Here is a 12,127-nt window from a genome sequence, read left to right on the forward strand (position 1 = left end):
CGCGATGGAATGGCTGCTCTTCGCGGTCCTCGGCCTGGCGGCCGGGGTCGCGTACGGCGGGCTGGGGCTGGCGATCGTGGCGACGAAACGGGGCACCGGAGTCGTCAACCTCGCGCAGGGGGCCGTGGCGATGTGGGGCGCCTACGTCTACCAGGCGATGCGCGACACGGGCACGCTCCACCTGCCGGTGCCGGGCATCCCGAGCACGATCTCCACCGGGGGGCCTGCTGGTCCGGCGGTGGCGATCACCGCGGGAGTGCTGTCGTCTGTCGTGCTGTCCCTGCTGGCCTACGCCCTCGTGTTCCGGCCGCTGCGCAATGCGCCGCCGCTCGCCGGCGTCGTGGCGTCGATCGGGATCACCACGGTGATCCAGTCGATCGTGACCATCCAGTTCGGCACCGGCCAGATCATCGTGCCGTCGTGGCTCGGCACGGACACGTTGAAGATCGCCGGTCAGACCGTCCCGGTGGATCGGATCGAGTCGCTGATCCTCTTCGTCGTCGTGGTCGTCGCGGTCTGGGCCTACCTCCGGTTCGCGCGGCAGGGCAGCGCCCTCGCCGCCTACGCGGACAACGCCCGGGCGGTGACGCTCATGGGGTACTCGGCCGACCTGTTGGCTCTCCGGGCATGGACCCTCTCCGGCCTCATCGCGGGGATCGTCGGTGTCACCGTGGCGCCGCTCGTCCCGCTCAACCCCGTGACGATGACGCTGTACATCGTGCCGGCGCTCGCCGCGGCACTCCTGGCCCGGTTCCGATCGGTGATCGTCGTCGCCGTCGCGGGGCTGGGGATCGGGGTCCTGCAGGCCCTGCTGACCTACCTCAAGACGATGCCCTGGTACCCGTCCTGGCTGCAGGTCGGCGCCGAGGACCTGATCCCGTTCCTGCTGATCATCGGCGTGCTGCTGTTCGGTCCCGCATCGCTCGGCGGCCGCGGCGCCGCCGTCGCGGGTCGCCTCCCGGCGGTCCGTCGACCGACTTCGGCACGCGGGCCGGTCATCGTCGTCGTGGTGGCGACCGGGATCGCCCTGGCGGTGTTCGACGGGGTGTACCGCTTCGCCTTCACCCAGTCCCTGATCGCCGCGCTACTGGTCCTGTCCGTGGTGATCCTCACCGGCTACGCGGGTCAGATCTCCATCGCCCCGGTGGCCATCGCCGGCGCGGCCGGACTGCTGGTCGCCCGGCTCACCGTCGACGGCGGCCTCCCCTTTCCGGTCGCCGCGGTCATCTCGGTGGCGATCGCAGCTGCCCTGGGGATGCTCGTCGCACTCCCCGCCCTGCGGGCCGTGGGCATCCAGCTGACCGTCGTGACGCTCGCGCTCTCCGTCGCCGCGCAGTCCGTCCTGTTCTCCAACCCCGTCCTCAACCCGGCCGCCCTCGGCACCCTGCCCGCACCGCGGCTGTTCGGTGTCGACCTCAGCGTCCGGGCGGGCGCCGACCTCGCCCGCGTCCCCTTCATCCTGCTCTGCGCGGGAGTACTCGTCGTCGCTCTCGTCGTCCTCTCGCGCGCAGCGGGCGGCCGGACCGGTGTGCGGCTTCTCTCCGTGCGCTCCAACGAGCGCGCGGCGGCGTCGGTGGGTGTGGGCATCGTGGAGACCAAGGCGCTGGTCTTCGCCCTGTCCTCGGTGCTCGCGGCGACCGCCGGTGTGCTGATGACCTACAGCGTCGGGCAGTTCTCGAGTGCGGCCTTCGACGTGCTGTCGGTCGCGCTGCCGCTGCTCGCCTTCGCCTACCTCGGCGGCATCACCAGCCTGACCGGAGCGCTGCTCGGTGCCCTGATGGTGCCCGGCGGGGTCACCTACGTCCTCGTCAGCGGATGGTTCCAGGACCCGGGTTCGTGGTACCTGCTGCTGTCGGGGTGTGTGCTCATCCTGACCGCCATCCTGAACCCGGAGGGCATCGCCGGGGCCACGTCCAGAATGCTGTCGGGGCAACGGTTGCCGGTCGGACGCCGGCCGTCCACCGGCGACCGGGCCGAGCCTGTCGTCACGACGGAACGCGTCGAGGTGACCCATGGCTGACACCATCGGCGTCCCGGATCCGGCGGCCCGGTCCGGACTCTCGGTGCGCGCCGCCACCGTGCGGTACGGCGGTGTCGTCGCGGTGGACGACGTCGACCTCGACGTGGCGCCGGGCGAGATCGTCGGTCTGATCGGCCCGAACGGCGCGGGCAAGACGAGCTTCATCGACGGGGTCCTCGGCTTCACTCCCCGTTCCGGCGAGGTCACCATCGACGGACGCGTGGTCAGCCGGTCCGGTCCCCACCGCATCGCGCGTTTGGGTCTGGAACGGACGTGGCAGAGCCCGGACCTGTTCGGTGACCTCACCGTCGGGGAGAACATCGACGTCGGCAACCGGCCCGGTCACCCGGTACGGACGCTGCTGCAGGATGTGTTCCGACGACGCCGTCCGATGGTGGTGCCGGCGGACCTCCTGGAGGACTTCGAGCTCAGCGGACGGCTGGACTCCGTGCCCTCGACGCTGTCCCTGGGTCAACAGAAGCTCCTGGGGGTCGCCCGGGCGCTCGTCAGCGACCCGTCCGTCCTCCTGCTGGACGAGCCCGCCGCCGGCCTGGACTCCACCGAGAGCCGACACCTCGGCCGCCACCTGCGCGCACTGGCCGACCGCGGCCTGGGGATGCTGCTGGTGGACCACGACATGGACCTCGTCTTCGGCATCTGTGACCGGGTGGTGGTGCTGGAGTTCGGCCGGGTGATCGCCACCGGGACCCCGTCGCAGGTGCGGTCCTCGCCTGCGGTGATCGCGGCGTACCTCGGCGCCCCCGATACGTCGGTAACGGCTTCGACACCTACGACCACGGAGAGGACGTCATGACGACGCAGGTCCTGGAGGTCGACCATCTGGTCGGCGGTTACCGCAGTGCCGAGGTCGTGCGCGACGTCTCGTTCTCGGTGGCGGAGGGGGAGATCGTCGCTCTCCTGGGTCCGAACGGCGCCGGGAAGACGACCACCCTCCTCACCATCGCCGGTCTGATCCGTCCACTTCGCGGGGCGGTACGGGTTCTCGGTGAGCCGATCGGACGCGAGGCGACGAGTCGCATCGCGCGACGCGGCATGGTGTTGGTGCCCGACGACCGGGGGCTGTTCGGCGAGCTGAACGTCGCCGACACGCTGCGGCTCGCTCAGCGGTCCCGCGTCCGGAAGACCGACGACGTCCTCGAGCTGTTGCCGGCGCTGCAGCGCTTGTGGCGTCGCCGGGTCGCTCTGCTGTCGGGCGGCGAACAGCAGATGCTCGCGCTCGCCGCGGCGCTGGTGCGGCGCCCGCGTCTGCTGATGCTCGACGAGATGAGCCTCGGCCTGGCCCCGCAGATCGTGACCGGACTGCTGGCAGCGGTGCGGACCATGGCGGACCGGGAGGGAACGGGCGTGCTGCTCGTCGAACAGCACGCGCGGGTGGCTCTCGGCGCGTCGGATCGCGCCATCGTCCTACGACACGGAGAGATCGCCCTGACCGGGCGCCCCGATGACGTCGGTGCCCGACTCGAAGCCGGCGAGAGCTCGTATCTGGGCGACTCGCAGCACACCGCGGCGCCGCCGGACGGGAGTGACGGGATCGTCGTCCGATGAAACAGCGGTCGAGTCAGCGTCCACCTCACCGAACGGCGGGCGGCGAGTGACAGGAACGTGCTGGACGGCGAAGGAACGCCCGGATCGACGGCCCCACGGTGGACATCTCACGTGCGCCGTCGGTGGGAGGCGACGACCGCCACCGTTGCGACACCACGACAATGGCGGTTGCCACCATGACGTCGACCGCCCGGCGCGCTTCCGTCCTGAACGACCATCTCGACCCACCGCGTGCTGCATCGCACAGGCGCCGCTGCCGACGCACAGGGCGCCCTTCCGCTCACATCGCCACCCGCGGCAGCACATGCTGCCGACGTCCGACCAGAAAGCAGACCGTTCATGCGTGCTGTCCGTTTCCACTCCTACGGCTCCCCCGACGTCCTCGTCGTCGAGGAGGCACCGGAGCCCCACGCCGGTGAAGGCTCGGTCCGGATCACGGTGCGCGCCACCAGCGTGAACCCTATCGACGTCATCCTGCGTGCCGGCCATCTCGCGCAGAACTTCCCCCTCCCCCTCCCCGCCATCCCCGGCCGGGACGCTGTCGGCGTCGTCGACGAGGTCCGCCCCGGAGTGACGGACGCACAGGTGGGTGACGTCGTCTTCGGTCTTGGCGGGGTCAGCGACACCACGGCGGAATTCGCGGTCCTGAGCGCCTGGAGCACCGTCCCCGAGGGGTGGTCGACGGCGCAGGCCGCCGCTGCCGGGCTCGCATCCGCCACCGCCGCCGCCGGCCTCGAACCGTTGGGTGACCTGAACGGCCGGACGCTGCTCATCGAGGGGGCGTCGGGGGCGGTCGGCAGCGCCGCCGCCGCTTTCGCCCTCGCCGCCGGCGCCACCGTCGTCGGAACCGGGCGGGAGAGCAGTCATCCCTACCTCGAGTCGCTCGGTGTCGTCCCCACGACCTACGGTCACGGACTGGCCGGACGCGTGGCCGTCCTCGCCCCCGGCGGCGTACACGCCGCCCTGCATGCGGCGCCGTCGGACTCGCTACCGGACCTGCTCGACATCGTCGGGGACCGTTCCCGCGTGGTCACGGTCATCGACGATGACGGGGCTGCGCGACTCCGCGTCGCGAAAGTCAACGCGCGCAACGACTCCGCCCTCCTGCAATACGCCGCCGCCCTCGGGCGCCGGGGCCTCTACACGCCCCGTGTCGACCATGAGATCCCACTGGTGGACGCCGTCGAGGCCCACCGGCTGGCGGAGAGCGGCAGCGGCAAGGTCGTCATCACCCAGCCCTGACGGTCCCGGGCCTGACAGCCGCGCGGTCACTGCACGTGTCTGTCGCGGCGTCAGCCCGGCACCGCTCCGGGCAGGAACTCGACGGATCCGGTCGTCCTCGGCGTCCGTCGTCCGGACCGCCGCGCAGACCGGGACGGGGAGACCCCGGACGCCTCGCCTCCACCGACGGAACCGTTCACGGCTCGCCCACCTCGATCGGCTCGGTGTCGTAGGGGATGTCCAGAACGGCTTCGGCGAGCGCGCGGTCGGTGATCAGGCTGGTGATGAGCCGGGCACGGGCGACGGCGAGGACCGCCCGGGCCTTGGCACGACCGCCGGCGACGGCGATGACGCGCGGAATGGCCGCCAGCTGGGTGGCATTGATGGACAGGCACCGGTCGGTGAGTTGCTGTCCGACGACGCGGCCGTCGCGGTCGATGAAGATGGCGGCGACCTCCGCCTGCGTTCCCTGGTCCTCCATCGACCTTCGATCGACGTCGGAGAGCGCCTCACGCAGCCGCGATGCGGGCGGGTCCCAGGATCCGACGGCGACGACGGCGACGGTGACCGAACCGAACATGTCCATCACCTCGGCGACGTCGGCCTGTCGGCGGAGCGCAGCGGTGGTGACCGGGTCGTCCAGGAGGAACGGGGCGAAGATCGGTTTGGCGGTGCCACCGGCGCGCTGGGAGGCCTGCCGGACGATCTCCACCGGCGACTCGGCGAGGTCGCCGCCGACGGTCCCGGTCAGCTGCACGATCGAGATCTTCGGCAGGGACTTCAGTTCCGCGGTCATAGCGGCTGTCGTCCGTCCCCACGCCAACCCGAGGACGTCGCCTTCGTGGAGCGAGCTCGCGAGCAGCGTCGCGGCGGCGGCACCGATCTGCCGACGGACGTCGGCTTCGTCGCCGGCGGACTCGACGACCAGGCATTCGGTGAGATCGAGGTGCCGGCGCAGCCTCTCGGACAGTTCCCGGTCGGGCAGGCCGGCGTCGTCGAGGGTGATGGTCACGAGCCCCGAGCTGCGGGCCTGGTCCAACAACCGGGCGACCTTGAAGCGCGACAGCTTCAGCTCGGTGGCTATCTCCACCTTGGAACGGTCCTCGATGTAGAACCGCCGGGCCACGGCAGCCATGAGTTCCCGCTCGTCGATCCCCTGGTCTTCGATGCTCATTTGAGCGCCCCCGTTGCTCGCGTTACCGATTCGTGACCGAAGACCCTTGTCGATTCGACCTCCGGGACCTACTGTCATCTCATACGAGCAACACTACTGCTCATATGAGCGTAGCGCAAGGAGGCGCCATGGCACAGAAATTCCGGATGCCCGAGGAGGTCGGCATCCTCGGGATCCTCGTCCTGGTGGCGGTGATCGTGAGCCTGTTGTCGCCCAATTTCGCGACCGTCGGCAATCTGCAGGTCCTGCTGCTGAACGGGGCGGTGATCGCCTTTCTGGCCCTGGGCCAGACGTTCGTGTTGCTCACCGGCGGTATCGATCTGTCCACCGGCTCCACGGTGGCCTTGTCGGGCATGTTGGCGGCCCTGTCGATGCGAGCCGGAATGCCCTGGCCGGTCGCCGTCGTCATCGCGCTGGCCACCGGCGTCGTGGTCGGGATCGTGAACGGCAGCCTCATCCACCATCTCAAGCTGCCGCCGTTCATCGTCACCTTCTCCACCTTCGGGATCGTCGCGAGCATCCCGCTGATCCTGACCGGCGCGAGCTCGGTGTCGGTCACCGACCAGTTCTTCGCGATCATCGGTCGTGGCAAGCTGTTCGGGATTCCGATGCCGGTGGTGCTCGTGATCCTCGCGGCCATCGTGTTCACGTTCCTGCTGCGCCGCACCCCGACCGGGGTGCACATCTACGCCGTCGGCGGCAACACCGAGACCTCACGGCTGGCCGGGATCGGCATCGCGCGGACCACCATCCTGGTGTACGGGATCAGCGGGTTGTGCGCCGCGTTCGGCGGCCTCATCACCACCAGCCGCCTCATGGTCGGCTACCCCACCGCCGGCTCGGGCAACGAGCTGTTCTTCTCCATCGCCGCCGCCGTCGTGGGTGGCGTGTCCCTCTTCGGCGGAGTCGGCACCGTCCTGGGCGCTCTGCTGGGAGCGGTCCTGATCGCCACGGTCTCCAACGGGATGAACGTCATCGGCGTCGAGAGCTTCTGGCAGCCGCTGGTCATCGGCGTCATCATCCTGGTCGGGGTCAGCCTCGACACCTACCGACGCCAGCTGTCGATCTCGCAGCTGTTCCGCCGACTGACCACCGGCCGCGGCCCCACGGACGCGGTCGCCACCGCGCCCGCTGCGGCCGACGCTCCGGACGAAACGGTCACCACCGTGCCGCGTCGCTGACCCGGCTTCCCGCAGCACGTGCTCCGCCGCTCGAGCATCAACCGATCTCATCCGCGATCCCTCGCCCTCGCGTCCGGAACCGTTCCGGCGCATCTACTCTCGGAGGCAATCCAATGCGACGAAGCATTGCCGTCACCGGCCTCGCCCTCTCGGCGGCCCTCACCCTGAGCGCCTGCGGCGGTCTGGACACCGGCGTCACCTCGACCAGCAGCACCACCAGCAGCGCCGGCGGCTCAGCCACCGGGAGCGCGGGCGGCGCCGGCGAATCGATCCCGCGGCCGGCCGCCTGCGACGAGGACAGCCCCTACATCGCAGTGGCGCTCCCCAACCTCACCAACCCGTACTACGTCGCCATGAAAGCCGGCTTCGAGGACGCCGGTACCGCCGCCGGTTACACCGTCGAGGTGCAGATCGCCGGTGACGACGACGCCCAGCAGCTCGGCCAGGTGCAGGCGATGCTGGAGAAGAAGCCCTGCGCGCTCGCGCTGAACGCGGTGAAGTCCGCGCCGGCGGCGGCGATCGTCAAGGCGGCCAACGACGCCGGCGTTCCGGTGTTCACCGTCAACGTCACCGTCGACCCGGACGCGCTGACCTCCCAGGGCGCGACCATCGTCCAGTACCTCGGCGCGGACAACGCCGCCGGCGGCACCCAGGTCGGCGAGCAGGTCCTGAAGGATCTCGGCGCGGACGCGACCCTCAACATCGGATTCATCACCGAACCCGACGAGGTGCCTGTCGTGATCCGCGACGAAGGCTTCGAGAAGGCCGTCAGCGCGGACGCCAACGCCAAGGTCGTCGCCAAGGTCGACGGCAACGTCAAGCCCGACGACTCCCTCGCCGCCACCGCCGAGCTGCTGCAGGGCAACCCCGACGTCAACGTGCTCTTCGCCAGCACCGGCCCGGCCGCCTACGGCGCTCTGCAGGCCATCGGAGGCACCGACGTGAAGGTCTATGGGTTCTGCGCCGCCGACGAGCCCCTCACCGACGCCTACCCGGCCTGTGTGGCCCAGGAGCCCAACGACTACGGCAAGCGCGTCGTGGAGCAGATCAAGGGCTGGCTCGGTGGAGCGACCCCGGAGCCGGAGATCCTGCGGCCGCTGAAGCTGTTCGTCAAGGGCCAGACGCCCGCAGCCGGCGAGGTCGGCTGACATGACCGACCGGACGGCGACGGGCACCTCGGCCACCTCCGGCCCCGGCGCGGGGCTGCGCGCGGACGGCATCGTCAAACGCTACGCGGGCGTGCCGGCTCTCTCCGGAGTGACCATCGCCGTCCGGCCCGGTGAGGTGGTGGGTCTCGTGGGCCACAACGGAGCCGGGAAGTCCACCCTGCTCAAGTCCCTCGCCGGTGCGGTCCGCCCCGACGAAGGAACGATCAGCGTCGACGGGCAGCCGCTGGCCCTCACCGGCCCGGCCGCCGCGCTGGCCGCCGGCATCTCCACGGTGTACCAGGAACTGTCGCTGCTACCGAACCTGACCGTCACCCAGAACGTGTTCCTCAACCGGGAACTCCGGCGGGGCGGCCAGCTCGACACAGCGACGATGCGTTCGGCGGCAGCGGATCTCGTCAAGCGCTTCGAACTCGACGTCGACGTCGACCGCAAGCTCAGCACCTTCCCGGTGGCCACCCGCCAGCTGCTGGAGATCGCGGTCGCCACCCAGCGCGGGTCCCGATTCCTGCTGCTGGACGAGCCGACCACCTCCCTGGAAGGCGAGCAGGTCGACCGGCTCCTCGAGATCGTCAAGGGCCTCGCCCGCGACACCGGCCTGGGGGTCCTCCTCATCGACCACAAGATGGACGAGCTGTACGCGGTCGCGCATTCGATCGTCGCGCTCGTCGACGGCAAGGTACGCATCTCCGGCCGGGTCGACGAGATCGCCCGGGCCGACATCGTGCGTGCCATCGCCGGCGAGGAAGCCGCGGTGCACCTGCTCCAGGCCGGCCAGTACGACCAGCTCGAGATCGCCGACGACGGCACCACGCCGGACGCCGGGCGAAGTGCCACCACCGGCCCGCCCGTGGCACCGCACCGCGACCTCGCCACCGTCGCGGAGGGGACACCGTCGTTCACGGTGAGCCATTTACGCACCGGATCCCTGCAGGACGTCTCCATCCAGGCGTTCGCCGGCCGGGTGCTCGGCCTGTACGGGCTGATCGGCTCGGGCCGCACCGAGCTGCTGCGCGCGGTGGTGGGGCTCGACCAGATCCAGGGCGGCTCACTGACGTTCGAGGGCAGGCCGTACCTGCCCCGCAACCCCTCTCACGCTCAGCAGGCCGGCGTCGTCTATCTCACCGAGGAACGCAAGACAGACGGCATCGTGCCCAAACTGGACTCGGCGATGAACGTCGTGCTGCCGATCCTCAATCAGTTCACGAAGTTCGGCGCGTTGAACCGCAAGGCGATGGCCCGCACCGCCACGGAGTACATGGATCTGCTGCGGGTGCGCGGCAACCGGTCGGCTCCGGTTGTCAGCCTCTCCGGCGGCAACCAGCAGAAGGTCCTGCTGGCACGGGCCCTCGCGCAGAAGCCCCGGCTGCTGCTCCTCGACGAGCCCACCAAGGGAGTGGACATCGGCGTCAAGTCCGAGATCCACCGACTGCTGCGCTCCCTCGCCCACGACCAGAACATGACGGTGATCGTGGTGTCCAGCGAGGAGGAGGAGATCCTCGACGTCTCCGACGACGTCGCCACGTTCTCCCTCGGCCGCTGCGACGGCACCACCCGACCCGCCTCCGAACTCTCCGTCGTCCACCTGCGTCAGGCAGCGTGGGACGCCGCATGACGAAAGACCCTCTGATGACCCACATCTCCAGCAACGACACCGACACCGACGCGGTGCTGCGCGCGGCGCGCGAGACCGTCCGGCTCGAAGCGGCCGGGGTCCTGGCCGTCGTCGACCAGATCGACGGATCATTCGTCGCCGCCGCCCGGCTGCTGCACGACTGCACCGGGATGGTGTTCGTGACCGGTGCCGGCACCTCGGGAGCGATCGCCCGCCGGATGGCGCACCTGTTCTCCGTCTGCGGCACCCCGTCGGTGTTCATCCAGGCCGCCGACGCACTGCACGGCACCATGGGCGCCGTCACCAGCGGCGACATCGTCGTGGCCATCTCCCGCGGGGGCGGCAGCACCGAGATCAACAACCTGGCCACCCGGGTCAAGGACCGCGGCGCCACGGTCCTCGCCCTCACCGCCGTGCCCGACTCCGAACTCGGCCGCCGCTCCGACGTCGTGGTCACCCTCACCAGCCCACCCGGCGTGGACCCCGGCGAGGTCATCGCCATGGGATCCACGTTGGTCACCGCAGTGTGGGGTGACGCGATGGCGCTGGTGCTCATGCGACTCCGCGGCTACTCCTGGGACCGCATGCTGCACACCCACCCCTCCGGCGCGGTCGGCTCGCTCACCGACGCACCCGCACCGCTCCCGACCCTGGCACTGCCCGCCGCAGCCCCGTCCCCGCAGGGCCACTGATGACCGCGGCGGCCCGCCGACCACTGGTCGCCGGCGTCGACAGCTCCACACAGTCCTGCACTGTCGAGCTCCGCGACGCCGACACCGGGGCTCTCCGGGGTACCGGCAGGGCCCCCCACCCGGCCACCTTCCCACCGGTCAGCGAACAGCATCCGGCGGTGTGGTGGCAGGCGTTCGTGACCGCCCTCGCCGGCGCCTGCGCCGAGGCGCAGACGTCCCCGACCGCGATCGGCGCGATCAGCGTCGGAGCCCAGTGCCACGCAGCGGTGCTGCTCGACGATCACGACGAGGTCATCAGGCCCGCCAAGCTCTGGAACGACACCACCTCCGCCCCTCAGGCGACGCGGCTCGTCGACCGGTTCGGTGCCGCGAACTGGGTCCGGGCGATCGGCCTGACCCCCACCGCCGCGCTGACCGTCACCAAGCTCGCCTGGTTCGCCGACCACGAACCCGACACCCTGCAGCGCACCGCGAGTGTGCTGCTGCCGCACGACTGGCTGACGTTCCGACTCACCGGTCGCCGGGTCACCGACCGCTCCGACGCCTCGGGCACCGGTTACTACGCCGCCACCGAAAGCAGCTGGCGCACCGACCTGCTCGACGAGCTCGTCGCCGCCGACGTGGCGTGGTCGGAGCTGCTCCCGGAGGTGCTCGGACCCGACGACGTCGCCGGTCGCGTCCTCCCCGGGGTGGCGGCGGAACTGGGGCTGGACCGCAAGGTGGTGGTCGCTGCCGGGGGCGGTGACCAGCACCTCGGGGCGGTCGGCCTCGGTCTGCGACCGGGCGATGTCGCGTACAGCCTGGGCACGTCGGGTGTCGTCCTGGCCACCAGCCCCGACGCGGTGCACGATCTCACCGGTTGGGTCGACGGCGTCGCCGACGCCACCGGCCACTTCCTCCCGCTGGTCTGCACCCTCAACAGCGCGAAGGTCACCGACACCTTCGCACGACTGCTCGGCGTGGACGTCGTCGAGCTGGGACGGCTGGCGCTCGCCTGTCCGGTCACCGCACCTCGACCCACCCTGCTGGCCTATCTCGACGGCGAGCGCACCCCGGCCCGGCCGCACGCCGAAGGGCTCCTCGGCGGTCTGACCAACACCCTCAGCCGGGAAGCGCTCGCCCTCGCGGCCTTCGAAGGTGTCATCGCCGGTCTCGTGCGAGGCCACGACGCACTCACCGCCGCCGGCGTCACGACCGACGGTGACATCGTCGCCACCGGCGGCGGCGCCAGATCGCCCGCTTACCGCCAGGTCCTCGCCGACATGCTCGGCCGGCCCGTCACCACCCGCGACGTCGCCGAGGCGACAGCGCGCGGGGCGTGTGTGCAAGCGACCGCCGCCCTCAGCGGCGCATCGATCGTCGACATCCGTGACCGTTGGCAGCCACTCACCCAGGGCACGACAGCGCCACGGGCGGACGCCGCCGCCGGTGTGCCCGAGCGCTACCTGCAGCTCGCTGCTCTCACACCTCCCTCGTCCATCTGACCGCCGCG

General features: G+C 70.7%; 10 protein-coding genes. 9 read left to right on the forward strand and 1 reads right to left on the reverse strand.

The features are described from left to right. The first annotated feature begins 4 nt into the window (after positions 1 to 4). The 4 genes from DB033_RS06470 to DB033_RS06485 all read left to right on the forward strand — a co-directional run bounded on the left by DB033_RS06470 (position 5) and on the right by DB033_RS06485 (position 4,828). The gene (locus DB033_RS06470; protein ID WP_111765960.1) at positions 5 to 2,020 is read left to right on the forward strand and encodes an ABC transporter permease; all 2,016 of its coding nucleotides are present in this window, start codon (positions 5 to 7) and stop codon (positions 2,018 to 2,020) included. Beyond that, a complete protein-coding gene (locus DB033_RS06475; RefSeq protein WP_111765961.1) occupies positions 2,013 to 2,834 on the forward strand; it encodes an ABC transporter ATP-binding protein in 822 nt (273 codons plus the stop codon). The genes DB033_RS06470 and DB033_RS06475 overlap by 8 nt, the downstream gene beginning before the upstream one ends. Next, positions 2,831 to 3,586 carry an ABC transporter ATP-binding protein gene (locus tag DB033_RS06480; protein WP_111765962.1) on the forward strand — a complete coding sequence of 252 codons (756 nt, stop codon included), beginning with the start codon at positions 2,831 to 2,833 and terminating at the stop codon, positions 3,584 to 3,586. Before DB033_RS06475 ends, DB033_RS06480 begins: the two co-directional genes overlap by 4 nt. A gap of 339 nt (positions 3,587 to 3,925) precedes the next feature. Continuing rightward, positions 3,926 to 4,828, forward strand: a complete 903-nt coding sequence (locus DB033_RS06485; RefSeq protein ID WP_111765963.1) for an alcohol dehydrogenase catalytic domain-containing protein — start codon at positions 3,926 to 3,928, stop codon at positions 4,826 to 4,828. Between the two features lie 175 nt (positions 4,829 to 5,003). On the opposite strand, the gene DB033_RS06490 is transcribed toward DB033_RS06485, so the two are convergent. After that, on the reverse strand, positions 5,004 to 5,981 hold the full coding sequence (locus tag DB033_RS06490) for a sugar-binding transcriptional regulator (RefSeq protein WP_157970545.1): 978 nt from the start codon (positions 5,979 to 5,981) through the stop codon (positions 5,004 to 5,006). Positions 5,982 to 6,109: 128 nt separating this feature from the next. On the opposite strand from DB033_RS06490, the gene DB033_RS06495 reads away from it, so the two are divergent. The 5 genes from DB033_RS06495 to xylB all read left to right on the forward strand — a co-directional run bounded on the left by DB033_RS06495 (position 6,110) and on the right by xylB (position 12,119). Next, positions 6,110 to 7,162 (forward strand): ABC transporter permease, encoded by a 1,053-nt coding sequence (locus DB033_RS06495; protein WP_205843684.1) that lies wholly within the window; start codon positions 6,110 to 6,112, stop codon positions 7,160 to 7,162. 113 nt (positions 7,163 to 7,275) lie between these two features. Next, positions 7,276 to 8,310 carry a substrate-binding domain-containing protein gene (locus tag DB033_RS06500; protein ID WP_111765965.1) on the forward strand — a complete coding sequence of 345 codons (1,035 nt, stop codon included), beginning with the start codon at positions 7,276 to 7,278 and terminating at the stop codon, positions 8,308 to 8,310. 1 nt (position 8,311) lies between these two features. Next, entirely contained in the window at positions 8,312 to 9,943 is a 1,632-nt protein-coding gene (locus DB033_RS06505; protein ID WP_111765966.1) for a sugar ABC transporter ATP-binding protein, read from the forward strand. Continuing rightward, positions 9,940 to 10,635 carry a KpsF/GutQ family sugar-phosphate isomerase gene (locus tag DB033_RS06510; protein ID WP_157970546.1) on the forward strand — a complete coding sequence of 232 codons (696 nt, stop codon included), beginning with the start codon at positions 9,940 to 9,942 and terminating at the stop codon, positions 10,633 to 10,635. The genes DB033_RS06505 and DB033_RS06510 overlap by 4 nt, the downstream gene beginning before the upstream one ends. Beyond that, positions 10,635 to 12,119, forward strand: coding sequence for a xylulokinase (gene xylB / locus DB033_RS06515; protein ID WP_111765968.1), 1,485 nt, complete (start codon positions 10,635 to 10,637; stop codon positions 12,117 to 12,119). Before DB033_RS06510 ends, xylB begins: the two co-directional genes overlap by 1 nt. The last annotated feature ends 8 nt before the right edge of the window (positions 12,120 to 12,127 follow it).

Origin of the sequence: Nakamurella deserti (assembly GCF_003260015.1) — a bacterium.
Lineage (GTDB): Bacteria > Actinomycetota > Actinomycetes > Mycobacteriales > Nakamurellaceae > Nakamurella > Nakamurella deserti.

Bases quoted from the DNA above. Each gene is read 5' to 3' on its own strand.
- DB033_RS06470 (WP_111765960.1), top strand. From the start codon at position 5: ATGGAATGGCTGCTCTTCGCGGTCCTCGGCCTGGCGGCCGGGGTCGCG.
- DB033_RS06475 (WP_111765961.1), top strand. From the start codon at position 2,013: ATGGCTGACACCATCGGCGTCCCGGATCCGGCGGCCCGGTCCGGACTC.
- DB033_RS06480 (WP_111765962.1), top strand. From the start codon at position 2,831: ATGACGACGCAGGTCCTGGAGGTCGACCATCTGGTCGGCGGTTACCGC.
- DB033_RS06485 (WP_111765963.1), top strand. From the start codon at position 3,926: ATGCGTGCTGTCCGTTTCCACTCCTACGGCTCCCCCGACGTCCTCGTC.
- DB033_RS06490 (WP_157970545.1), bottom strand. From the start codon at position 5,981: ATGAGCATCGAAGACCAGGGGATCGACGAGCGGGAACTCATGGCTGCC.
- DB033_RS06495 (WP_205843684.1), top strand. From the start codon at position 6,110: ATGGCACAGAAATTCCGGATGCCCGAGGAGGTCGGCATCCTCGGGATC.
- DB033_RS06500 (WP_111765965.1), top strand. From the start codon at position 7,276: ATGCGACGAAGCATTGCCGTCACCGGCCTCGCCCTCTCGGCGGCCCTC.
- DB033_RS06505 (WP_111765966.1), top strand. From the start codon at position 8,312: ATGACCGACCGGACGGCGACGGGCACCTCGGCCACCTCCGGCCCCGGC.
- DB033_RS06510 (WP_157970546.1), top strand. From the start codon at position 9,940: ATGACGAAAGACCCTCTGATGACCCACATCTCCAGCAACGACACCGAC.
- xylB (WP_111765968.1), top strand. From the start codon at position 10,635: ATGACCGCGGCGGCCCGCCGACCACTGGTCGCCGGCGTCGACAGCTCC.